Source organism: Massilia sp. LXY-6 (assembly GCF_051233485.1).
Taxonomy (GTDB): Bacteria; Pseudomonadota; Gammaproteobacteria; order Burkholderiales; family Burkholderiaceae_D; genus Telluria.
On record NZ_JBKFGF010000072.1, the window covers coordinates 1 to 22,711 of the forward strand.

Below are 22,711 nucleotides of genomic sequence, written 5' to 3' on the forward strand. Positions count from 1 at the left end.
GTCTCGAGACCCCGCACCAGACGCGAAAAATACCTGAATTCGACCACCGTGGCATCCGATGCTGGTTTGTCGTCTCGACTCGGGCGCAAAACCTATTTGTTCAGCGCTTCCTTAGGATTCAAGACACCGATGAGGTCTTCTTGCCTAGCAGTTCTCATGGACCGGATGACTCCTCGCACTTCGTCAAGGAACGCTTTCACGTTCTTCTTCGAAGGCTTGATGAGCAGCTTGCAGTTCGGTTTCCCAAACCGGTACTTGCGTACGTTCTGCCCTAGGAAGTCAAACCCTTCCGAGATGTGCGTGACCTTGGTCTTTTCCTCAGAGAGGGTCAGGCCGCGGTCAGCCAGGAAGTCGCGCACTAACGGTCGAATTTCGCTCTCTAGCGTGTCTCTTGACCTGCATGTGATTACGAAGTCGTCCGCATAGCGCACAAAATTGACGAGGTTCTGGCGGCTGCGATAGTTGTTACCGTCGACCTTGACAGACCCGTAGAACGAGCCCAACAAGTCTTCCAGCCCATCGAGCACCAGGTTCGCCAACACCGGGGAAATGATACCTCCCTGTGGTGTTCCCTCCTCGGTCGGAAAGAGCTTACCTTTAACGACAAATCCCGCACCAAGCCACTTCGCCAGCACTTGCGTGTCGGTGTAGACATTTTTCAACATCCACTCGTGACTGATGTGGTCAAAACAGCCTTTGATGTCCCCTTCGAGAACCCATCCAGCGGAGCCTGGCTGGGCCAGGGCGACGAACAAGTGCCCGATGGCGTCGTGGGTAGAGCGTTCAGGTCGGAACCCGTAGCTTCCCCGGTCTGCCATGGTTTCCGCAACCGGTTCCAGAGCGAGCATGTGAAGCGCCTGCATAGCCCGGTCCTTCATGGTCGGGATTCCAAGTGGACGTTGTTTGCCGTTCGACTTTGGGATATAGACTCGTCTGAGCGGCTTTGATTGATAGCCGCGGCGTTTCAGCGAGCCTATCGCTTCTGACTTGCCCGCCGGCGTCGACCAGGTTACCCCGTCAACACCTGCGGTGCGTTTGCCTCGATTCTCCGTGATTCGACGAACTGCCAGGCACTTCGCCGAATACGAATGCGTCAGCAGCCATTGCAAGGATTTCACCTTGCGCCAGCGGCCTTCGCGTGCTGCCTTCGCGATACGGACTTGCAGCTTCCTTACCTCCAGATGACAAGTCTCCCATTGAATGGAACTCCAATCTGCTGAAGTGGAGGCCGCATCCGTACGTGATATTGCTTGTACAGTCATTTGCTTTGCCTCCCGAAGAGAAGTTCTACGAGCTCTCTCGCGTTGGTGACCAGGAACAAGTCTGCTGTCTTTCGACCCCGGGTATGTCGTGCGCTACTCTGCACAAGGCCCCGGTATCCGACCCATTACAGGCCAGCCTTCGCTTTTTGTCCCATCCTTTACCCGCTCATCCATGGGCGTCCCTTGCGGTTCGCTTGCCTCGGTGTTTTGAGGCGAATGGTCGGGCTTACCTCGTTTCGCTGCTGTAACACGACTGGGTTAGGTTCTGTCTTTCCGCCGTGCGCGTTGTATGTCCGTGCTACCCAAAGGTCAAGTGGGCAGTCCCGCGCGTGCCATTTTGGCTTGAGCCGACAGCTTCTTTGGCTCATCACTCGTTGCGACGTTTATCAACAGTTCACTTGCGTTAACCATGCCAGCCAGCCTAGCCCGATTCCCGGATGAAGCTTCCAGGTCCCGGCCCCGCCTCACGGCGATTCCAGGCCTCCTTGTGGAGGTTCGGTACATTGTCCCCTGAGCTTTGCACCCCGCCGTTGCCAGCGACGCACATCAAGGTAGGCTACCTTCCACGGAAGGAAGGGTTCTCTAATCACGATGTCCTCGGAAAGTTCATGTGACCTGAACAATTACAATCAGCAACTTTTTCGAGTCGCACTGACCCATCGAGCATAGCCGGAGAAGGCAGATTTTGCATGCGCACGCTCAATGCAGGCATGGCGTGTTCATGCAGGCGCCATCACTCCGACGTAAAAGCCACGCCAGTGCCGGCTGCAGCGTTGGATCTCATCCATTCGCTGCGATGGACCCCTGCTGAGGTAATATCTCCCGGCAAATAAAAACATCCTTGGAGACCCATGCACACTGCCGTCAACCTGTGGCCGCTGCTCGGCATTGCCGTCGTCGTCGCCGGATTCCTGTTGCGCGCCAATCCGGTGCTGGTTGTGATCGCCGCCTGCGGCGTGACCGGCGTGGCCGGCGGCCTGTCCCCCGTGCACCTGCTGGCCTCGCTCGGCACGGCCTTCGTCAAGACGCGCAACCTGCCCTTGATATTGCTGCTGCCGCTGGCCGCGATCGGCCTGCTGGAGCGCGCCGGGCTGAAGGAGCACGCCCAGGCCAGCATCGCCAGGATCCGCTCCGCCACCACCGGGCGCCTGCTGATGGTCTACCTGCTGGTGCGCGAACTGGCCGCCGCCTTCGGCCTGACCAGCCTGGGAGGCCATCCGAACATGGTGCGGCCGCTGGTGGCGCCGATGGCCGAGGCGGCCGCCGAGGCACGCGGCGTCAAGCTGGACGACGCCATGCGCCAGCGCATCCGCGCGATGAGCGCCGCCACCGACAACGTCGGTCTGTTCTTTGGGGAGGACGTGTTCGTGGCCTTCGGCGCCATCGTGCTGATGCAGACCATTTTGCGCGCCGAGGGCCTGGAAGTCGATCCGCTGCGCATGGCGCTGTGGGGCATCCCGACCGCGGTGACGGCCTTCCTGATCCATGCCTGGAACCTGCGCCGGCTCGACGCCCGCATCTTTGGGGCGCAGCGATGATCCTGGCGCTCGACGACTTCTACGTGCTGGTCGGCCTGTTGTTCGCGGCCACGGCCTTCATGAACCTGCGCGACCGCAGCAATCCGCGCCGCCTCACCAGCGCGCTGTTCTGGGGCCTGTACGCGCTGCTCTACCTGGCGGGCGGGCGCATGCCGGCGGCGGCCACCGGCCTGCTCATGGTCGCGATGGCGCTGGTGGCCGGCGCCGGCCTGGTCAAGGGCGGCAAGGCGGCGATGCCGCCGGAAGACACGCGCCGCGCCAGCGCGGCCCGGCTCGGCCACAAGCTGCTGGTGCCGGCGCTGGCGATTCCGGTGGTGACGATGATCGGCTCGACCTTATTAAAAGACGTGCGGATCGATGCGACACCATTGCTGGACCCGAAGAACCTGACCCTGGTGAGCATGGGCTGCGGCTCGATCGTCGCGCTGGCGCTGGCCTGCTGGCTCACGCGCGCCAGCCCGCTGCAGGGCGTGCGCGAGGCGCGCCGCCTGATCGACGCGATGAGCTGGGCGGTGGTGCTGCCGCACATGCTGGCGGTGCTCGGGCTGCTGTTTTCCGAGGCCGGGGTCGGCAAGGCCGTGGCCCATATCACGACCTCGTATATCGCGATGGATTCGCGCCTGGTCGCCTGCGCCGCATTCTGCATCGGCATGGCGCTGTTCACGGTCGTGATGGGCAACGGTTTCGCCGCCTTTCCCGTGATCGCGGGCGGCATCGGGATCCCGGTGCTGGTTGGGGTGTATCATGCGAATCCGGCCGTGATGGCGGCGATCGGCATGTTCAGCGCCTACTGCGGCACCCTGATGACGCCGATGGCAGCCAACTTCAACATCGTGCCGGCGGCCCTGCTCGAACTGCCGGACAAGAACGCAGTGATCAAGGCCCAGCTGCCGACCGCGCTGCCGCTGCTGCTGGCGAATATCGTCCTGTTGTATTTCCTGATGTACCAATGACCATGATGAAGACCGTCCTGCTGACCGGATTCGAACCCTTCAACGGCGCCGCCGTCAACCCGGCGTGGGAAGCCGTGCGCCGGCTGGACGCTTGGGAAGGCGAGGGCGCAGGTGGACCGTTCCGGGTCGAGGTGCGCCTGCTGCCCTGCGTGTTCGGCCGCGCGGCGCAGGACCTGTGCGCCTTCGTCGACCAGGTCCGGCCCGACATCGCGATCGCGGTCGGCCAGGCCGGCGGGAGGCCCGAGATCTCGGTCGAACGCATCGCCATCAACGTCGACGATGCCCGCATCCTCGACAACGCCGGCCAGCAGCCGGTCGACGTCCCGATCGTGGCGGACGGCCCGGCCGCCTACTTCACGAACCTGCCGATCAAGGCGATGGTGGCGGCGATGCGCGAACAGGGTCTGAAGGCGGGCGTGTCGCAGACCGCCGGCACCTTCGTGTGCAACCACGTGTTCTACGCGCTGATGCACCACGTACGCGGGAGTGTGGCGAAGGCAGGCTTCATCCACGTGCCTTTCCTGCCCGAGCAGGCCGAGGCCTGGCCGGAACCGACGCCGTCGATGGCGCTGGACGACATCGTGGCTGGCTTGCGCACCGCGGTCGAGGTGGCGCTGGCGGTGGATGTCGACGTGGCGCAGGCCGGCGGCGCCACGCATTGAGTGCGCATCGGCTGCGCATCGACTGTTAAGCAGCCAGGCCTTTTCGCAGGACCTCGGCCACCAGTTCGTTCATGTCGAGCCCGCGCTCCTTCGCCAACGCCTGCAGCTGGCTGACCAAGTCGCCATTGAGCTTGACCGCGAACGGCACCAGTCCAAGAGCCCGGTCGCGGTCGCGCTGTTCGCGGCGGTCGAGCGGCGCCGCCTCGGCTGTACCGAAGGATGGCATGCGCTGGCCTGCTTGGTTCATCAGTTTTTTGGCATCGTGCTTGGCCAGGTCGGTCTTTTTCATCGTGTCGCTCCGCAGGTTTTCAAGACCGCATTCTAACCGCGATGCCTATTCGCCTTCCGGATTCACGATCTTCAGGAACGCCCGCACCACCGGCGCATCGTCCTGGATCGGATAGGTGATGTACAGGTTGGCCGACGGCGGATTGCCCTTGATCGGCAGGAAGCGCACGCCCGGCCAGCCGATGCGGCCGGTGGTCTCCGGCATCAGGGCCACGCCCAGGCCGGCGCCCACCATCGCCAGCAGGGTCTGCGGCTCGGCCGCTTCCTGGAAGATGGTCGGCTGGAAGCCGGCGTTCACGCAGCACTGGATCAGGTAGCGCGGTTCGGCCGACTGGTCCAGGTGCAGGGTCAGCAGCGGTTCGCCGGCGACATCCTGCAGGTCGATGCAATCCCGGCGCGCCAGCGGATGCTGGGCGTTGACCGCCACGCAGTAGTTCTCCTGGAAGCACAGGTCCTGGCGCAGGCTGGCGTGTTTCAGTTCATCTGCGTCGCGCTTCGGCTCGCGCCAGAAACCGACGTCGATCTGCTTGCCGCGCAGCGCATCCCACTGTTCGTTCGGGCCGAGTTCGTGGATGGTCCAGGTCACGCGCGGAAACTGGCTCTGGAACTGCTCCAGCAGGCCGGGGATCGGCCCCCACATCGCCGAGCCGACGATGCCCACGCGCAGGCGCCCGACCTCGCCGCGGTCGATCTGGCGGATGGTGTCGACCGCCATGCGCATGCGGCCCAGCAGGTCGGAGGCTTCCTGCATGAAGGCCTTGCCGGCCACCGTCAGCTCGAAGCTGCGGGTGGTGCGCGCGAACAGGCGCACGCCCAGCTCGCTCTCCAGCTTCATGATCTGCTGGGACAGCGGCGGCTGCGAGATGTGCAGGCGTTCGGCGGCGCGGCTGAAGCTTTTTTCTTCGGCCACCGCGAGGAAGTATTTCAGCTGCTTCAGGTCGATCGACATGGGGTTCCGTCAGCTTGAGTGGGCCGTGTGCGCCAGGGCGACGGCCAGCTTCGCGCCGACCAGCGCGTTGTGCTTGACCAGCGCGATGTTGGTGACGAGGCTGCGGCCGCCCGTCAGCTCCTTGATGCGCGCCAGCAGGAAGGGCGTGACAAGCTTGCCCTTCACGCCCTGTTCGCCCGCCTCGCGCAGCGCCTGGGCGATGATGGCGTCGATCTCGTCGCTCTTCATGCTCGATGCCTCGGGCACCGGATTGCTGACGACGACGCCGCCGTCCAGGCCGAGCTGCCACTTGGTGCGGATGAAGCGCGCCTGTTCTTCCGGCGTGTCGAGCTGGAAGTCGGCCTTGAAGCCGCTGTCGCGGGTGAAGAAGGCCGGGAAGGCCGCCTGGCCCACGCTCACCACCGGCACGCCGTGGGTCTCGAGATATTCGAGGGTCAGGCCGATGTCGAGGATCGACTTCACGCCCGCGCACACGACGGCGACGCCGGTCTGCGCCAGTTCCTGCAGGTCGGCCGAGATGTCGAAGCTGGTCTCGGCGCCGCGGTGCACGCCGCCGATGCCGCCGGTGACGAAGACTTCGATGCCGGCCAGCTTCGCGCAGATCATGGTCGCGGCCACGGTGGTGGCGCCGAGCTTTCCGGTGGCCAGCACATAGGCCAGGTCGCGGCGGCTGACCTTGATCGCATCCTTCGACTGGCCCAGCAGTTCGAGCTGGTCTTCGGACAGGCCGATGCAGATGCGGCCGTCGATGATGGCGATGGTGGCGGGAACTCCGCCGGCGTCGCGGATCACCTGCTCGACTTCGCGCGCGGTCTGCACGTTCTGCGGGTAGGGCATGCCGTGGGAGATGATGGTGGATTCGAGGGCGACGACCGGCTTGCCGGCGGCGCGGGCGGCCTGTACTTCCGGGGAAAACTGGAGAAAAGCTTGCATGTTCAGTCCTGGGTGTTCGTGTTGAGTGGAGTGGCGGGCTCGCCGGCTACGTCAAGCAGGCTGTCCGGCCCGAGGCGCGGGTGCACCGTTTCTGCCACGCCGAGGGTCAGCGCCGACAGCTTCAGGCCGCGGCGGCAGGCCAGCCCGAGGTCGTCCGCGTCCTGCATCAGCGACCAGCACACGGCTGCCGCGAAGGCGTCGCCGGCGCCGGTGACGTCAACCACCTCGGCGCTGTGCGCGTACAGGCAGACGATCTGGTCTTCACCCGCGCCGCCGCGGGTGTACAGCACGCCCTCGGCGCCGCGCGTCACGACCAGGTCGCGCACGCCCTGCGCCCGCACCTCGGCCACGGCCGCATCGAGCTCGGTCTCGCTGGCCAGTTCGCGCCCGACCCGCGCCGCGAGCTCGCCGCGGTTCAGGATCAAAAGGCGCACGCCGGTGAGGTCGTCTGGCAGGCGCGCCATCTTCGGTTCCGACACCGCCACCAGCACCAAGGGCAGCTCGCTGCGGCGTGCCTGCGCCACCAGGGCATCGACCGTATCGAGCGGCAGGTTGAGGTCGGCCACCACCAGCGCGCTGGCCGCGAGCTGGGCCTGGCGGCTGTCGAGGAAGGCCGGATCGAGGCGGTCGTAGAGGGCCATGTCGGCCAGCGCGACCACCATCTCGCCATCCTGGTCCAGCACCGCCGTGTAGGTGCCGCTGGCCACATCCGGCAGCTGGAGCGTGCCGCCCAGGTCGATGCCCAGCTGCTCCGCATGCGCGAGCAGGGCGGCGCCCGAGCTGTCCTTGCCCGTCGCGGTCAGTAAAGCAACCGGCGTGCCCAGGCGCGCCAGGTTCTCGGCGATGTTGCGCGCGACCCCGCCGAAGGATTCGCTCTGGCTGGCGGGATTCGAGGTATGCAGGGCGATGCCGGCCAGCGAACGCAGCTTGCGGTCGAGGTTGGCCGCGCCGATGCAGGTGACGGGCCGGCGGTCCGGCAGGACGTAGGCGCGCCCCAGCAGCTTGCGCTCGCGGATCAGGCCGGCGATGTGCCCGGCCACGGCCGAGCGCGACAAGCCGAGGCTGATGGCCAAGTCCTGCTGCGCGATGAAGGGGTTGGCGCGGATCAGCTCAAGCAACTGTTGTTTTTTGGAGTGCTCGGTCACGGTGGGAGACAGTCAAATGGATATAAACAATTGTTTTGGATGTTAAACACTTGTTTGGATGGCGTCAACGCAAAGATGCCGTCCCTCTGACTGGGGCGGGCTGAACGATGTATCTCCAGGCATCGAGCGAGAATCAGTTATTTATACATTCTATATATAAATCAAGCAAAAATTTGGTATTTGCCATACCAATCCACGATAATGCATAGTTCGATCATGTTGGTGCGCCGAATCCCGCATTCCGTGCGTCGCCCGCAGTAAAAGGCCTCTCCGGTCCACCCAGCATCAATACAGCAATAGCCCAACTCCAAGCGAACATCACAAGGAAGCCATCCATGCTCAGCAACACCCCATTCGAAGCCGCCGACGTCATCCGCGCCCGCAAGCCCGGTTTCACGCCGCGTGTGGCCCTCATCCTCGGCTCCGGTCTCGGCGTGCTGGCCGAGCAGATGAGCGATGCGGTGGCGATCAGCTACGCCGACCTGCCGGGCTTCCCGATCAGCACCGTGCACGGCCACGCCGGCGAACTGGTGCTGGGCACCCTGGCCGGCGTGCCGGTCGCCTGCATGAAGGGCCGCGGCCACTTCTATGAAGGCTACGGCCCGGGCGTGATGACTTCCGCCGTGCGTACCCTGAAGCTGCTGGGCTGCGAACTGCTGTTCGTGACCAACGCCGCCGGTTCGCTGCGTCCTGAAGTCGACGCCGGCAGCATCGTGGTGCTGAACGATCATATCAACATGCTGCCCGGCAGCCCGATGGCCGGCCCGAACGACGAGCGCTTCGGCCCGCGCTTCTTCAGCATGGCCAATGCCTACGATCTCGACACCCGCGAGCTGGTGAAGGCCGTGGCGCAGGAGAAGGGCATCACCCTGCACGAAGGCGTCTACCTGTCGACCCCGGGCCCGCACTTCGAGACCGCCGCCGAGATCCGCGCCTTCCGTACGCTGGGCGCCGACGTGGTCGGCATGTCGGTGGTGCCGGAAGTGATCGCCGCGCGCCACTGCGGCCTGAAGGTGGCCGGCGTGTCCGCCATCACCAACCTGGCCGAGGGCCTGACCCCGTTCCCGCTGTCGCACGAGCAGACCCTCAAGTATGCTGCGGTGGCGGCCAAGGACCTGGTTACCCTGATTTATTCGTTCATCGAGCGCCTGGGCGCAACCGCTAATGCCTGATTCGTCGTTCCCGCCTCCGCGGGAACGACGGCAGAATGAGAGATAACTATATGTCACGCGCATTCATCCTCCTGCTTGACTCCTTCGGCCTCGGCGCGCTGCCCGACGCCGACAAGTACGGCGACCTCGGTGCCAACACCCTCGGCCACATCGCCGAATGGGCGGCGAAGGAAGGCAAGCCGATGTCGCTGCCGAATCTGGAACAGATCGGCCTGGGCGCCGCGGCGCATAAAGCCAGCGGCACATGGCCGGCCGGTTTCGACAAACGCGACGGCTTCAGCGGCGCCTGGGGCGTCGCCCGCGAGCAGTCGACCGGCAAGGACACGCAGAGCGGCCACTGGGAAATCGCCGGCGTGCCGGTACGTTTCGACTGGGGCTACTTCCCGAAGACCGTGCCGAGCTTCCCTGTCGAGCTGACCGACAAGCTGCAGGAGCTGACCGGCGTCCCCGGCTGGCTGGGCAACTGCCACGCTTCCGGCACCACCATCATCAACGAGCTGGGCGACGAGCATGTCGCCAGCGGTAAGCCGATCCTGTACACCTCGGCCGACTCGGTACTGCAGATCGCCGCGCACGAAGAGCACTTCGGCCTCGATCGTCTGTACGAAGTGTGCGAGGCCGCGTATGAGCTGGTCAAGCCGTACAACATCGGCCGCGTCATCGCGCGTCCGTTCACCGGCTCGAACGGCAACTACAAGCGCACCAGCAACCGCCACGACTACGCCGTGCCGCCGGTCGCGCCGACCCTGCTGGACCACGTCAAGGACGCGGGCGGCCAGGTCATCGCCCTCGGCAAGATCAGCGACATCTTCGCGGGCCAGGGCGTCACCCGTCTCGTAAAAGGCGCCGACAACATGGCGCTGTTCGACCGGTTGCTGGAAGTGGCCGCTGATGGGCCGGATGCGGCGGGCGACAAGTCGCTCACCTTCGTCAACTTCGTCGACTTCGACATGCACTTCGGCCACCGCCGCGACGTCGCCGGCTACGCCAACGCGCTGCACGAGCTGGACGCGCGCCTGCCGGAATTCGTGTCGAAACTGAAGGAGGGCGACCTGGTCGTGATCACCGCCGACCACGGCTGCGACCCGACCTGGCCCGGCTCGGACCACACCCGCGAACACATCCCGATGCTGTTCTTCGGTCCGGCTGCGCCCGCGCAGGAATTGCCGGTGGCCGACACCTTCTCCGACATCGGCGCAACGCTCGCCAAACACCTCGGCGTCAAACCTCTCTCGAACGGAACTGCCCTGCTATGAGCCCGAACCTGGACTTCAAACGTAACACCGCCATCGGCCTCGACCTGGGCTGGATCAACCACCTCAAGGTCAACCGCAACGCCGCCGACCGCCGCGCCGCCAGCCTGGCCAACCGCCGCACCGTCAAGAAGGACTACCAGGCGGCCTGGCTGGTGAAGGCCATCCAGTGCATCGACCTGACCACCCTGTCCGGCGACGACACCCCGGGCCGCGTCGAGCGCCTGTGCCGCAAGGCCATGCGCCCGCTGCGCGCCGACCTGATGCAGGCGCTGGGCCTGGAAGAACTCACCACCGGCGCCGTCTGCGTGTACCACGAGATGATCACCCCGGCCGTGCAGATCCTGCAGGGCCGGCTGCCGATCGCCGCGGTATCGACCGCGTTCCCGGCCGGCCTGTCGAGCATGGAAACCAAGCTGCGCGAGATCGAACTGTCGGTGGCCGCGGGCGCGACCGAGATCGACATCGTGATCACCCGCCAGCACGTCCTGACCGGCAACTGGCAGGCGCTGTACGACGAGATGCTGGCCTACCGCCAGGCCTGCGGTGACGCGCACGTGAAGGCGATCCTGGCGACCGGCGACCTGGTCACGCTGGAAAACGTGGCCAAGGCCTCGTGGGTCTGCATGATGGCCGGCGCCGACTTCATCAAGACCTCGACCGGCAAGGAAGGCGTGAACGCGACCATCCCGGTGTCGCTGGTGATGGTGCGTGCGATCCGCGAATACTACGAACAAACCGGCTTCAAGGTCGGCTACAAGCCGGCCGGCGGCGTGAGCACCGCCAAGTCCGCGCTGCAGTACTTGACCGTGATGAAGGAAGAGCTGGGCAACGAATGGCTGCAGCCGCACCTGTTCCGCATCGGCGCCTCCAGCCTGCTGACCGACATCGAACGCCAGCTCGAACACCATGTGACGGGCTTCTATTCCGCTGCCCACCGCCACGCGCAACCATAAGTTAAATTCACGGATTCGTCATGCCAACAATTAAAGAGATTCTTCAGACTATGGATTACGGTCCCGCACCCGAAAGCACCAAGGAAGCGCAAGCGTGGCTGGACCAGCATGGCCGCCGTTTCGGCCTGTTCATCGATGGCGCCTGGCTTGATGCAACCGAGACTTTCGGTTCCTTCAACCCGGCCGACGGCAGCGAACTGGCGCAGGTGACGCAGGCGTCCAACGAGGACGTGGAACGCGCAGTCGCGGCCGCACGCCGCGCGCAGCCGGGCTGGGTCGCCATAGGCGGCCATGGCCGCGCCAAGATCCTGTACGCGCTGGCCCGCCTGCTGCAGAAGCATGCGCGCCTGTTCGCGGTGCTCGAAACCCTGGACAACGGCAAGACCATCCGCGAAACCCGCGATGCCGACCTGCCTCTGGCCGCACGCCACTTCTACCATCACGCCGGCTGGGCCCAGCTGCAGTCGGAAGAATTCGCCGACTACCGCGCCGTCGGCGTGGTCGGCCAAATCGTGCCGTGGAACTTCCCGCTGCTGATGCTGGCGTGGAAAATCGCTCCGGCCCTGGCGGCGGGTAACACCGTCGTCTTCAAGCCGGCCGAGTTCACCTCGCTGACCGCGCTGTTGTTTGCTGAAATCTGCCAGCAGGCCGGCGTGCCGGCGGGCGTGGTCAACATCGTCACCGGCGACGGCCGCGTGGGCGAAGCGATCGTCAACCATCCGGGCATCGACAAGCTGGCCTTCACCGGCTCGACCGAAGTCGGCCGCATCATCAGGAAGAGCACTGCCGGCACCGGGAAGAAGCTGTCGCTGGAACTGGGCGGCAAGTCGCCGTTCATCGTGTTCGACGATGCGGACCTGGACGCCGCCGTCGAAGGCCTGGTCGATTCGATCTGGTTCAACCAGGGCCAGGTCTGCTGCGCGGGCTCGCGCCTGCTGGTGCAGGAATCGGTCTACCCGCGCTTCATCGCCAAGGTCAAGGCGCGCATGCAGAACCTGCGCGTCGGCTCGCCGCTGGACAAGTCGAACGACATCGGCGCCCTGGTCGATCCGGTACAGCAGCAGCGCATCACCGGCCTGGTGGAAGCCGCTCGCGCCGAGGGCTGCGAAATCTGGCAGCCGACTTGCGAGATGCCGGTCGGCGGCTCCTGGTACCTGCCGACCCTGATCACCGGCGCGTCGACCTCGGCCGCCGTGGCCCAGACCGAAATCTTCGGCCCGGTGCTGGTGGCGATGAGCTTCCGCACCCCGGGCGAAGCCGTCCAGCTGGCCAACAACACCGTATACGGCCTGGCCGCCTGCGTCTGGACCGAGTCGATCAGCCTGGCGCTGGACGTGGCGCCCGCCATCAAGGCCGGCGTGGTGTGGATCAACACCGCGAACCAGTTCGATGCCGCCTGCGGCTTCGGCGGCTACAAGGAATCGGGCTTCGGCCGTGAAGGCGGCAAGGAAGGCATGTATGAGTACCTGACCCCGCTGGCCGAAGACCGCAGGCCAAACGCCCCGGTCATCGCCGAAAAAGGCAAAGTCAAACCGGCGGAAGAAGGCAGCCCGTTCGCCGTCGACCGCACCGCCAAGCTCTACATCGGCGGCAAGCAGGCCCGCCCGGACGGCGCCTACAGCCGCGCGATCCATGGCGCGAACGGCGCCTTCCTGGCCGACATCGGCGAAGGCAACCGCAAGGACATCCGCAACGCCGTCGAAGCCGCGCACAAGGCTGCCGGCTGGTCCAAGGCGACCGCGCACAACCGCGCGCAAGTCCTGTACTACATCGCCGAGAACCTGGCCGTGCGCGCCGACGAATTCGCCGCCCGCATCGCGCAGCAGACCGGTTCGAAGAACGCTGCCGCGGAAGTGCAGGCCTCGATCGAGCGCCTGTTCTACTGGGCGGCATGGGCCGACAAGTACGACGGCCTGGCGCACCAGCCGCCGATGCACGGCATCACCGTGGCGCTGAACGAACCGGTCGGCGTGATCGGCATCATCTGCCCGAACGAGAACCCGCTGCTGGGCTTCGTCTCGCTGGTGGCGCCGGCGCTGGCGCTGGGCAACCGCGTGGTCGCCGTGCCGTCGGAAGCGCATCCGCTGTCGGCGCTGGACCTGTACCAGGTACTGGACACCTCCGACTTGCCGGGCGGCGCGCTGAACATCGTCACGGGTTCCGCCGACGAGCTGGCACGTACGCTGGCCTCGCACTTCGACGTCGACGCCGTGTGGCGCCATGACGGTTCTGCCGAGGGTTGCGCCGAAGTCGAGCGCCTGTCGGCGGAGTCGCTGAAGCGCACCTGGACCGGCGGCGCGAAAGGCCGTGACTGGTTCGATGCGAAGCAGGCTTGCGGCAAGACCGTGTTGCAGCATGCCAGCCAGGTCAAAAACGTCTGGATTCCGTACGGCGTCTGAAGTAAATAGAAACGCATGAACCGTCGTTCCCGCGCAGGCGGGAACGACGTTTTGATGTCAACAGTTAAGGAAGCCTCATGTTCCTCCCCCAAGAAATCGTCCGCAAAAAACGCGACGGCGGCGTCCTGAGCGCCGAAGAAATCCGGTTCTTCGTGCGCGGCATCCCTGACGGCAGCGTCACCGAAGGCCAGATCGCGGCCCTGGCGATGGCCGTCTACTTCAACGACATGACCATGGACGAACGCGTCGCCTTCACGCTGGCGATGCGCGATTCCGGCCAGGTCATGGAGTGGAAGTCGCTGAACCTGCCGGGTCCGGTGGTCGACAAGCACTCGACCGGCGGCGTCGGCGACGTGGTCTCGCTGATGCTGGGCCCGATGATCGCGGCCTGCGGCGGCTTCGTGCCGATGATCTCGGGCCGCGGCCTGGGCCACACCGGTGGCACGCTCGATAAATTCGATTCGATCCCCGGTTACTCCACCGTCCCCGATCCGGAATTGTTCAAGAAGGTCGTGAAGGAAGTCGGCGTCGCCATCATCGGCCAGACCGCCCAGCTGGCGCCGGCCGACAAGCGCTTCTACAGCATCCGCGACACCACGGCCACCGTGGAATCGGTCGCGATGATCACCGGCTCGATCCTGTCGAAGAAGCTGGCTGCCGGCCTCGATGCCCTGGTCATGGACGTCAAGGCGGGCAGCGGCGCCTTCATGCCGACCTACGAAAAATCGGTGGAGCTGGCGGAGTCGATCGTCCAGGTCGGCAATGGCGCCGGCACGAAGACGTCGGCGATCCTGACCGGCATGAACGAGTCGCTGTGCCCGGCAGCCGGCAACGCGCTCGAAGTGCGCGTGGCGATCGACTACCTGAGCGGCAAATCCAGGCCGAAGCGCCTGCACGAAGTCACGATGGCCCTGTGCGCCGAGATGCTGGTGATCTCCGGCCTGGCCGCCACCAGCGAAGAGGCGCACGCCAGGCTGCAGCACGCGCTGGACTCGGGCGAAGCCGCCGAGCGCTTCGCGCGCATGGTCACCGCCCTGGGCGGCCCGGCCGACCTGATGGACAAGCCGGATGCCCACTTGGCGAAGGCGCCGATCGTGCTGCCGGTGCCGGCGCTGGAATCGGGCTACGCCGATTCGACCGACTGCCGCGGCCTGGGCCTGGCGGTGGTTGCCCTGGGCGGCGGCCGCGTGCGTCCGCAGGACCCGATCGACTTTGCCGTCGGCCTGACCGGCCTGGCCGAGCTGGGCGACAGGATCGAGCCCGGCCAGCCGCTGGCGATGGTGCATGCACGCACGCAGGAGGCGGCCGAGCAGGCCGTGCGCCAGGTGCAGGCGGCCTACCGCATCGCCTCGGCGCAGCCGGCTGCGCAGCCAATGATCTACAAGACCATCCGTCCGTAATCTACCGGGACACCAGCATGCAATACGAAAAACTCATCGAAGAAGCCCGCGCCGCGCGCGAACTGGCCTATACCCCTTACTCGAAGTTCAAGGTCGGCGCGGCGCTCGAGTGCAAGGACGGCCGCATCTTCCGCGGCTGTAACGTCGAAAACGCTTCCTATGGCCTGTGCAACTGCGCCGAGCGCACCGCCTTCTTCTCGGCCATCGCCCACGGCTACAAGCCGGGCGACTTCACGGCCCTGGCCGTGATCGGCGACACCGAGGGCCCGATCGCCCCCTGCGGCGCCTGCCGCCAGGTGGTCCTGGAACTGGGCGGCAATGAGCTGCCGGTGGTGCTGACCAACCTGAAGGGCGACCTGATGGAGACCACCGCCGCCGGTCAGCTGCCAAACGCCTTCGGCGGCCGGGACCTGCAGAAGTAAGCAGCAGGAGCGCCGCCGCTTTCGCCTGTGCGAGAGCGGCGGCGGACTTTGGTCTCAGGGGCAAAGAGAGCGCATCGCTCATGGGCGGGACGCGTGCGACCGCGTGAAGGGGTAAGATGACTTAGCGAGTACTTGGCATATAATGCAACGCTTCCGCCGTCTCCAATCAGACATGAGCCACTACAAGCGTATTGCCTGCCTTTCCACTGAATCGGTCGAGACTTTGTATGCGCTTGGCGCGGAACAGTTCATTGCCGGCATCTCGGGCTATACCGTAAGGCCTGCACGGGCCCGTCATGAAAAACCGAAGATCAGCGGATTCAGCTCCGGCAAGCTTGAACGAATCCTTGCGGTCGAGCCGGACCTGGTGATCGGCTTCAGTGACCTGCAGGCCGACCTGTGCCGCGACCTGGCGCGCGCAGGCGTCGAGGTCCACCTGTTCAACCAGCGCAGCATCGCCGGGATATTCCGCATGATCGCCACCCTGGCTTCTTTCGTCCAAAAAGAGGAAGCGGGGGAGTCCCTGATCGCGCATTTACAGGAAACTGTCGAGCAAGTTCGTTCGCAGGCCGAGCGCCGGGAACGCCGGCCGACTATCTATGTCGAAGAGTGGAATGAGCCCCTGATGAGTGGTATTGGCTGGATCGCCGAAATCATCAGCCTGGCAGGCGGGATCGATGCTTTTCCGGATCTCTCCGTGCATCCCGGTGCGAAACAGCGAATCATTGCGGATCCGCTGGAAGTGGTCAGGCGGGCGCCCGACATTATTATCGGTTCCTGGTGCGGCAAGAAATTCCAGCCCCAGCTGGTCAAGGCGCGTCCTGGCTGGGAAGAGATTCCTGCCTTGAAAACCGGCATGCTTGTCGAGATCAAGTCACCCGATATCCTTTCACCGGGACCCTCGCTCATCACGCATGGGCTTGTTCAGATTGCAGGCCTCGTCGCGCGCTGGCATGAGGAGAAACATGAATCCAAACGCTTTTCCCACTGACCAGATTGAAGGCGTTTACCGCGCCATTCGCGAGCGTCGCGACATGCGTCACTTCAGCCCGGCGCCGATCGAATCCGATCAACTCCTGCGCTTCATTGAAGCCGCGCACGCCGCGCCCAGCGTCGGCCTGATGCAGCCTTGGCGGTTCATCCGCATCACGGATCAACACCTGCGCCGAGCCATCCATGCGCACGTTGACGAAGAGCGCGTATCGACGGCTGAAGCGCTCGGTCAGCGCGCTGACGAATTCATGAAACTGAAGGTCGAGGGCATCCTCGAGTGCGCAGAAGTGCTCGTGGTAGGGCTGATGGAAAATCGCGAGCGATATGTGTTCGGTCGCCGTACGATGCCGCAGATGGACCTGGCCTCCGCAGCATGTGCAATTCAGAATTTTTGGTTGGCGGCACGCGCCGAGGGAGTCGGGGTCGGCTGGGTTTCGCTCTTCGATCCAGCCCGCGTTCGACACTTGTGCGGGATGCCGGCCGACAGTGTTCCCATTGCCGTGCTGTGCGTCGGGCATGTCGAAGCCTTCTATTCCGCGCCCAAACTGGAGACCGAGCGTTGGGATCGGCGTCGCCAGCTGCGTGAAGTGCTTTATGAAAACGCTTGGGAAACGCCCATTGAAGGAAATGCAACATAGCCACAATCCAGCTACTGTGGCCAATTTACGATCAGGACCACGAGTTACGACTTGAAATCCTGACCACACCCTCAACATGGTGCCTATCCGGATTCATATTAAGGAGGCAAGCCCATGAGCCCGCAAGATTCACAAATGTTGCATGATTTCCTGAGCCAGTTGATCCAGGCGCGCGGTATCCAGAAAGACCCGGAGGCCGACGCCCTGATCCAGCGGGCGGTCGCCCAGCAGCCGGACGCCGCCTATCTGCTGGTACAACGCTCGCTGCTGCTGGAGCAGGCGCTGAACAATGCCAAGAGCCAGGTCGCCCAGTTGCAGGACCAGTTGAGCCAGCAGCGTTCCGGCCAGCGAGATGACAACGGTAAATTCCTCGATGCTAATACCTGGGGCAACAGCGGTGGGTCGCGGCCCGTCAATGCGCCGATGCAGCAGGCGCAGCGCGACTATCCGCAGGCGCAGTACCAGCAGCCCCCATACCAGCCGCAATATCAGCCGCAATACCAGCAGCAGCCACCGGCGGGCGGCATGTTCGGATCGCGTTCCGGCGGCTTCCTCGGTGGTGGGATGCTGGGCTCGATCGCGGCCACCGCGGCCGGCGTCGCAGCAGGCAATTTCCTGTTCCAGGGCATCGAGAACATGTTCGGCCATCACGAGCAGGGCGGCCATCGCCTGCTCAACAGCGATGACCCGGCCAACAACCTGTTCAGCGACCAGTCCGGCAGTTCGCTGGCCAACCAGGCCGGGCTCGGCGACGTCGGCCAGTCCCTCGGCGGCTCCGGCGGCAACAACCTGCTCGACAGCGGCTCCGGCGACGTCGCCTCGGAAGGTCTGTTCGACAGCGGCACCGACGATGGCGGCAGCCTGGACAACAATGGCGGCTTCTTCGACGGCGACGGCTCCGACGAAGGCTTGTTCAGCTAGTCAAGGCTGATTGAACAGCTGCTCGGGCTTCCACGGGTCGTAGGTCCCGATATTCCACACATGGCCTTCGGGGTCGCGGCATAAAAAGCCGCGGCTCCCGAACTCGGTGTCGGACGGCTCCTGCAGGATGGCCGCGCCGGCATTGCGCGCGCGCTCGCAGACGCGGTCGGCGTCCCTGACCTGCAGGTAGACGGTCTGGGTTTCGCGGCCGCCGATCTCGTCCGGCTGGGCCAGCAGGCGGCCGTATTCGCCTTCGCTGTTGACCGAACCCAGCATGATCATGCCGCCGTCCAGGGTCAGTTGGGCGTGGGCGATGGCGCCGCCGACGCCCGGCACCGCCATCTGGCATTCGAAACCGAAGACGTCGCACAGCCAGTCGATGGCGGCGGGCGTGTCCCGATAGCGCAGGCAGGGGATGGCAATCGACGGCATGGCGGCGGCTCCTTGATCGGTGGATGCGATGGATGCGATGGATGCGTCCATCCTACCAGCGCCGCAGTGCGATTCACATCTGCTGGAACAGATAGGTGTGGTTGCGGCTCACTTCGAGTTCGAACGGGTGGCCGCGCAGCCGGAGCATATGGCGTCCGCGCAGGTCGCGCGCGACTTCGCCGATGGCGTCCACCCGCACCAGGGTCGAGCGGTGGATGCGCCAGAACTCGTCCGGGTCGAGCTCTTCGGCCAGTTCCTTCAGCGTCTTGCGGATCAGGAACTCGGCGCTGGCCGTCTGCACCCGCGTGTACTTTTCGTCCGACTGGAAAAACAGCACCTCGCGCGTGCTCACCATGCGCAGGCTGGACCCGACCTGGGCCTGGATCCAGTGCAGGTAGCCCGTCTTCGGCTTTTCCTGTCCCTTGTTTTCCAGCAGCGCCGTCAGTCGGGCCAGTTGCTGGCCGATATCCTGAGCCGGCGCATGCGTCTTCAGCCGCTCATGCAACCGCGCCTGCAGGCGCGCGCAGGTCGTGGCCAGCCGCTCCGCGCTCACCGGCTTGAGCAGGTAGTCGAGCGCGCCCTGTTCGAAGGCGTCCAGCGCGTACTGGTCGTAGGCCGTGGCGAACACGATGTGCGAGCGCCGGTACAGCCGGCGCGCCGCCTCGATGCCGCTCATGCCCGGCATGCGGATGTCGAGGAAGGCGATGTCGGGCTGATGCTGCTCGCCCAGTGCGACGGCCTCGACGCCGTTCGCGGCCTCGGCCACGATCCGAAGTGCCGGCCAGACCGCGGCCAGGCGCGCGCGCAGCAGGTCGCGCATCGGCGCTTCGTCGTCGGCGATCATGGCAGTCGGCACGCCGCCCGTCGTCTCCATCATCATGCGGTCTCCATCATCTTGTAGGGCAGTTTGATCAGGGCGCAGGCGCCGCCGGTGGCCGGGGTATGGATCGCCAGCTCGGCGTTCGTGCCGTACAGCAGCTGCAGGCGCTCGCGGATGTTGGCCAGGCCGATGCCCTCGTCCGCGTGCGGGTCGATGCCGATGCCGTCGTCGCAGACTTCGACGTGCAGGGTGGCGCCGTCGACGTAGGCGCGCACGGTGACGGTGCCGCCCGCGATCTTCGGCTCCAGGCCGTGCTTGATCGCGTTCTCGATCAGGGTCTGCAGCATCATCGGCGGGAAGGGCGCGCTGCCGAGGAAGTCCGGCACCTCGAAGCGCACGCTGAGCCTCTCCTTCATGCGCGCCTGCATGATGGCCAGGTAGGCCTTCGACAGCTCGACCTGCTTGCCCAGCGTGCCGCCGTCGCGGGCGCGCATCTGCGGCAGGGTCGAGCGCAGGTATTCGATCAGGTGGGCGTGCACGCGCGCGGCTTCGTGCGGGTCGGTCTCGATCAGCTGGCCGATCAGGGCCAGCGTGTTGAACAGGAAGTGCGGCTCGACCTGGGCCTGCAGGGCCGCCATTTTCGCCTCCATCAGGCGCCGCTCCAGCGTGGCGACATTGGCCTGCATGGTCGCTTCCTTCGCCACCAGCTCGGCCTTGCGCTTGCCGCCGGCCAAGATCTTGACGCCGAACGAGGCGACGAAATACCAGGTCGCCAGCTCGGGCATGTTCAAGGGCACGCAGACCAGGAAGGCGAGGAACCAGGTCAGCGCCAGCTGGCGCCATTCGACCACCGCGAGCCAGTCGAAGAAGCGCCACCACAGCTTGCTGGCTTCGTTGAAGGCATCGCGCAGGAAGTCGAGCCCGGAATTGATCTGGCTGGCGCTCATGTCTACCTCCTTACTGCTCGCGCACGCTGCGGCGGCGGTCGATGACGAAGGCGCCGATCACGACCTTCACGCCCATGAACAGGATGAACAGGAACAGGGCCAGCGGCAGGATGCTGATGACGGCGGCCAGCAGGATGCAGCAGACCAGCATGGCCGGCCACGGCATCGCGGCGATGATGCGGCCGCCGCGGCGGCAGGCGCGCACGATGTCGCGGGCGACGTCTTCCATGCTGTCGCAGAAGCTGCGGAAGTTGGCGCTTTTCATGGCTTGTACTCCTGTAAGGCTATTCGATGGGATCAATGTAGTCCTGCCGGGCGCGCGCTTCCAGCATGCTCCGACGAAATGCAGGAAACATGGGATGGCCGGTCACGCGGACAGATAAATGGGAAGCTGTTGTAGTATTGCAAACGCAGAATATTTCTCTACGTCATGGCCAGCGTGGCAACAGCGAAGCGGTCCGGTAAAATTTTTTCGCAGGCGTGTCGATGTCATGCATCCTCGTTCGTCGTCAGGATGCAGGGCCCGTTTTCAACTCACCTTCCAACATGAGGATGTCATGAACAAGCAGATCTTCGTCAACCTGCCGGTCAAGGACCTGGACAAGTCCAAGGCCTTTTTCAGCGCGCTCGGCTACAGCTTCAACCCGCAGTTCACCAGCGAGAACGGGGCCGGCATGGTCATCGCCGAGGGCAGCATCTACGCGATGCTGCTGACCGAATCCTTTTTCAAGACCTTCATCGACAAGCCGATCGTGCAGGCGAAGGAAGCGACCGAGGTGCTGGTCTGCCTGAGCTGCGAGAGCCGCGAGGAAGTCGACGGCCTGGTGGCAAAGGCCATCGCCGCCGGCGGCCGGGCGCCGCGCGCGCCGCAGGACCACGGCTTCATGTACGGCCACGCCTTCGAAGACCTGGATGGCCACATCTGGGAACTGGTGTGGATGGCAGCGCAGCAGGCCTGATCAATTCACTTTTCGACACGGAGACATCATGAGCAAGCAAGTCATCTTCAACCTGCCGGTCAAGGACCTGGAAAAATCCAAGGCTTTCTTTGCAAGCCTCGGCTTCGGTTTCAATCCGCAGTTTTCCAACGAGCGCGCGGCCAATGTGGTCATCGTGGAAGGCAGCATCAGCGCCATGCTGACGACCGAGGACTTCTTCAGGAGCCTGATCGACAAGCCCGTGGTGCAGGCGAAGGAGGCCAACGAGGTGATCATCTGCCTGATGTGCGAGAGCCGGGACGAAGTGGCAGGCCTGGTGGAAAAGGCCGTCGCCGCCGGCGGCCGCAGCCCGCATCCGCTGGAGGACCACGGCTTCATGGTCACCCAGGGCTTCGAGGACCTCGACGGCCACCTCTGGAACCTGGTCTGGATGAACCCGGCCAGCCGTACCTCTCAGGCTTCCCAGTAACGCCTGAGCAGCCCGTAGTTGACCGTGTCGGCGAACTCGCCGGACACGATCCAGCGCTCGGGCATATAGCCTTCCTTCCTGAAGCCGAGCTTTTCCAGGACCCGCGCGGAAGCCGCGTTGCGCGGGTCGATGTCGGCCTCGATGCGGTTCAGGTCCAGGGTGTCGAAACCGTACTGGATGACGGCCCGCAGCGCCTCGGTCGCATGGCCCTGGCCCGAGTGCTTGCTGGCGAGGGCGTAGCCGATCTCGCAGCGCCGGTTCTGCTCGAAGAAGTGGTGCAGCGTGACGTTGCCGATCAGCTCAGCGCTGTCGCGCAGGACGATCGCCAGGCGCAGGCCGCTGCCGTCCGCGTAGGCGGCCATGGTGGCGGCGATCGCCTGGCGCGCCTGCTCGATGTCGGTCCAGGGCTCGCCGCTCCAGTAACGTGTCACCACCGGGTCGGAAAACACGGCGTAATGGCCGGCGATGTCGTCTTCCGTCATCCAGCGCAGCAGCAGGCGCCCGGTGCTCAGGGTGGCCGGTGTCAGGTCGGGCATGGATCCTCCTCTCGTTTCCTATTGAATGCCGAGCGCGGCCAGCACCATGCCGGTGATGAGCTGGGCGGCATCGTCGAAATCCTGTCCGCTCAGCTCCGCACGGTCCAGCACCAGCGCCATCTGCGCCGAGAGATCCGCGTACGACTGGGTCATCGCCCATACGGCAAACAGCAGGTGGGTGGCGTTCACCTGCGCGATCTTGCCGTCGGCGATCCAGCGCTCGAACACGGCGATGTCCTGGCGCAGCAGCGGCACCACGCGGCGGCGGATCTGTTCGCCGTACAGCTTGGCGCCGCCGATCACTTCCATCGCGTACACGCGCGAGGCCAGCGGCTGTTCGCGCGAGAAGCGGAGCTTGGCCGCGACGTAGGCGCGCAGCACGTCGGCCGGATCCTGCGCCGGGTCGGCCAGGCTGGCCATGCGCGCCAGCCATTCGTCGAGCACATCGTCCAGCACACGCTTGTACAGCGCCTGCTTGGTCGGGAAGTAGTACATCAGGTTCTGCTTGGACAGCCCGGCGCGCTCGGCCACCTCGGCGATCGGCGTGCCTTCGAAGCCGCGCTCGGCGAACAGGCGCACCGCTTCGCGCAGGATCGCGCCCTCTACCTCCTCGCGGTGCTGGACGCGCTTGCCGGGCAGGGTATCGGCAGGTAGCGTGGTCGTGGTCGTGGTCATGGCCATCCTT

General features: G+C 65.0%; 25 protein-coding genes. 14 read left to right on the top strand and 11 right to left on the bottom strand.

Going from position 1 to position 22,711, the window contains the following annotated elements; all coding sequences use genetic code 11:
- Window positions 1–92: 92 nt before the first annotated feature.
- Window positions 93–1,262 (bottom strand): group II intron reverse transcriptase/maturase, encoded by a 1,170-nt coding sequence (gene ltrA, locus ACI48D_RS24325; protein WP_435573819.1) that lies wholly within the window; start codon window positions 1,260–1,262, stop codon window positions 93–95.
- A gap of 851 nt (window positions 1,263–2,113) precedes the next feature.
- On the opposite strand from ltrA, the gene ACI48D_RS24330 reads away from it, so the two are divergent.
- From ACI48D_RS24330 to pcp, 3 genes are read left to right on the top strand one after another with little or no spacing between them, the layout of a single operon-like run.
- Window positions 2,114–2,800 (top strand): DUF969 domain-containing protein, encoded by a 687-nt coding sequence (locus ACI48D_RS24330; RefSeq protein ID WP_435573820.1) that lies wholly within the window; start codon window positions 2,114–2,116, stop codon window positions 2,798–2,800.
- Window positions 2,797–3,753: a DUF979 domain-containing protein gene (locus tag ACI48D_RS24335; RefSeq protein WP_435573821.1), complete on the top strand. Its 957-nt coding sequence runs from the start codon at window positions 2,797–2,799 to the stop codon at window positions 3,751–3,753. The genes ACI48D_RS24330 and ACI48D_RS24335 overlap by 4 nt, the downstream gene beginning before the upstream one ends.
- Before the next feature lie 5 nt (window positions 3,754–3,758).
- A complete protein-coding gene (pcp, locus tag ACI48D_RS24340; RefSeq protein ID WP_435573856.1) occupies window positions 3,759–4,415 on the top strand; it encodes a pyroglutamyl-peptidase I in 657 nt (218 codons plus the stop codon).
- 25 nt (window positions 4,416–4,440) lie between these two features.
- On the opposite strand, the gene ACI48D_RS24345 is transcribed toward pcp, so the two are convergent.
- Genes ACI48D_RS24345 through ACI48D_RS24360 form a run of 4 tightly spaced genes read right to left on the bottom strand, consistent with a single transcriptional unit; the run spans window position 4,441 to window position 7,703 of the window.
- Window positions 4,441–4,704, bottom strand: coding sequence for a hypothetical protein (locus tag ACI48D_RS24345; RefSeq protein WP_435573822.1), 264 nt, complete (start codon window positions 4,702–4,704; stop codon window positions 4,441–4,443).
- A 45-nt stretch (window positions 4,705–4,749) separates the two neighbouring features.
- On the bottom strand, window positions 4,750–5,652 hold the full coding sequence (locus ACI48D_RS24350; RefSeq protein WP_435573823.1) for a LysR family transcriptional regulator: 903 nt from the start codon (window positions 5,650–5,652) through the stop codon (window positions 4,750–4,752).
- 9 nt (window positions 5,653–5,661) lie between these two features.
- Window positions 5,662–6,585: a pseudouridine-5'-phosphate glycosidase gene (locus ACI48D_RS24355; RefSeq protein ID WP_435573824.1), complete on the bottom strand. Its 924-nt coding sequence runs from the start codon at window positions 6,583–6,585 to the stop codon at window positions 5,662–5,664.
- A gap of 2 nt (window positions 6,586–6,587) precedes the next feature.
- Window positions 6,588–7,703 carry a carbohydrate kinase gene (locus ACI48D_RS24360; protein WP_435573825.1) on the bottom strand — a complete coding sequence of 372 codons (1,116 nt, stop codon included), beginning with the start codon at window positions 7,701–7,703 and terminating at the stop codon, window positions 6,588–6,590.
- 362 nt (window positions 7,704–8,065) lie between these two features.
- On the opposite strand from ACI48D_RS24360, the gene xapA reads away from it, so the two are divergent.
- From xapA to ACI48D_RS24405, 9 genes are all read left to right on the top strand, one after another.
- Complete coding sequence (gene xapA / locus ACI48D_RS24365; protein ID WP_435573826.1) at window positions 8,066–8,902, top strand: xanthosine phosphorylase; 837 nt, start codon at window positions 8,066–8,068, stop codon at window positions 8,900–8,902.
- Between the two features lie 50 nt (window positions 8,903–8,952).
- Entirely contained in the window at window positions 8,953–10,158 is a 1,206-nt protein-coding gene (locus ACI48D_RS24370) for a phosphopentomutase (protein WP_435573827.1), read from the top strand.
- Window positions 10,155–11,111 carry a deoxyribose-phosphate aldolase gene (deoC, locus tag ACI48D_RS24375; RefSeq protein WP_435573828.1) on the top strand — a complete coding sequence of 319 codons (957 nt, stop codon included), beginning with the start codon at window positions 10,155–10,157 and terminating at the stop codon, window positions 11,109–11,111. Before ACI48D_RS24370 ends, deoC begins: the two co-directional genes overlap by 4 nt.
- A gap of 20 nt (window positions 11,112–11,131) precedes the next feature.
- Window positions 11,132–13,510: an aldehyde dehydrogenase family protein gene (locus tag ACI48D_RS24380; protein WP_435573829.1), complete on the top strand. Its 2,379-nt coding sequence runs from the start codon at window positions 11,132–11,134 to the stop codon at window positions 13,508–13,510.
- A 77-nt stretch (window positions 13,511–13,587) separates the two neighbouring features.
- On the top strand, window positions 13,588–14,910 hold the full coding sequence (gene deoA, locus ACI48D_RS24385) for a thymidine phosphorylase (RefSeq protein WP_435573830.1): 1,323 nt from the start codon (window positions 13,588–13,590) through the stop codon (window positions 14,908–14,910).
- A 17-nt stretch (window positions 14,911–14,927) separates the two neighbouring features.
- Window positions 14,928–15,332 carry a cytidine deaminase gene (locus ACI48D_RS24390; protein ID WP_435573831.1) on the top strand — a complete coding sequence of 135 codons (405 nt, stop codon included), beginning with the start codon at window positions 14,928–14,930 and terminating at the stop codon, window positions 15,330–15,332.
- Between the two features lie 172 nt (window positions 15,333–15,504).
- Entirely contained in the window at window positions 15,505–16,323 is an 819-nt protein-coding gene (locus ACI48D_RS24395) for an ABC transporter substrate-binding protein (RefSeq protein WP_435573832.1), read from the top strand.
- A complete protein-coding gene (gene bluB / locus ACI48D_RS24400; RefSeq protein ID WP_435573833.1) occupies window positions 16,298–16,963 on the top strand; it encodes a 5,6-dimethylbenzimidazole synthase in 666 nt (221 codons plus the stop codon). Before ACI48D_RS24395 ends, bluB begins: the two co-directional genes overlap by 26 nt.
- Before the next feature lie 114 nt (window positions 16,964–17,077).
- Window positions 17,078–17,884, top strand: coding sequence for a DUF2076 domain-containing protein (locus tag ACI48D_RS24405; RefSeq protein WP_435573834.1), 807 nt, complete (start codon window positions 17,078–17,080; stop codon window positions 17,882–17,884).
- Here ACI48D_RS24405 and ACI48D_RS24410 read toward each other — a convergent pair whose 3' ends face one another.
- From ACI48D_RS24410 to ACI48D_RS24425, 4 genes are all read right to left on the bottom strand, one after another.
- A complete protein-coding gene (locus ACI48D_RS24410) occupies window positions 17,885–18,316 on the bottom strand; it encodes a VOC family protein (protein WP_435573835.1) in 432 nt (143 codons plus the stop codon). It lies immediately after the preceding gene.
- A gap of 73 nt (window positions 18,317–18,389) precedes the next feature.
- Window positions 18,390–19,196 carry a LytR/AlgR family response regulator transcription factor gene (locus ACI48D_RS24415; protein ID WP_435573836.1) on the bottom strand — a complete coding sequence of 269 codons (807 nt, stop codon included), beginning with the start codon at window positions 19,194–19,196 and terminating at the stop codon, window positions 18,390–18,392.
- Entirely contained in the window at window positions 19,193–20,083 is an 891-nt protein-coding gene (locus tag ACI48D_RS24420; protein WP_435573837.1) for a sensor histidine kinase, read from the bottom strand. Before ACI48D_RS24420 ends, ACI48D_RS24415 begins: the two co-directional genes overlap by 4 nt.
- A gap of 10 nt (window positions 20,084–20,093) precedes the next feature.
- Window positions 20,094–20,348: a hypothetical protein gene (locus ACI48D_RS24425; protein WP_435573838.1), complete on the bottom strand. Its 255-nt coding sequence runs from the start codon at window positions 20,346–20,348 to the stop codon at window positions 20,094–20,096.
- Between the two features lie 292 nt (window positions 20,349–20,640).
- Between ACI48D_RS24425 and ACI48D_RS24430 the strand changes: the two genes are divergently transcribed.
- Window positions 20,641–21,042 carry a VOC family protein gene (locus tag ACI48D_RS24430; RefSeq protein WP_435573839.1) on the top strand — a complete coding sequence of 134 codons (402 nt, stop codon included), beginning with the start codon at window positions 20,641–20,643 and terminating at the stop codon, window positions 21,040–21,042.
- Between the two features lie 28 nt (window positions 21,043–21,070).
- Window positions 21,071–21,490, top strand: a complete 420-nt coding sequence (locus ACI48D_RS24435; protein WP_435573840.1) for a VOC family protein — start codon at window positions 21,071–21,073, stop codon at window positions 21,488–21,490.
- On the opposite strand, the gene ACI48D_RS24440 is transcribed toward ACI48D_RS24435, so the two are convergent.
- Window positions 21,475–22,026 (bottom strand): GNAT family N-acetyltransferase, encoded by a 552-nt coding sequence (locus tag ACI48D_RS24440; RefSeq protein ID WP_435573841.1) that lies wholly within the window; start codon window positions 22,024–22,026, stop codon window positions 21,475–21,477. The two genes, ACI48D_RS24435 and ACI48D_RS24440, sit on opposite strands and share 16 nt — an antisense overlap.
- 18 nt (window positions 22,027–22,044) lie before the next feature.
- Window positions 22,045–22,707: a TetR/AcrR family transcriptional regulator gene (locus ACI48D_RS24445; RefSeq protein WP_435573842.1), complete on the bottom strand. Its 663-nt coding sequence runs from the start codon at window positions 22,705–22,707 to the stop codon at window positions 22,045–22,047.
- Between the last annotated feature and the right edge of the window lie 4 nt (window positions 22,708–22,711).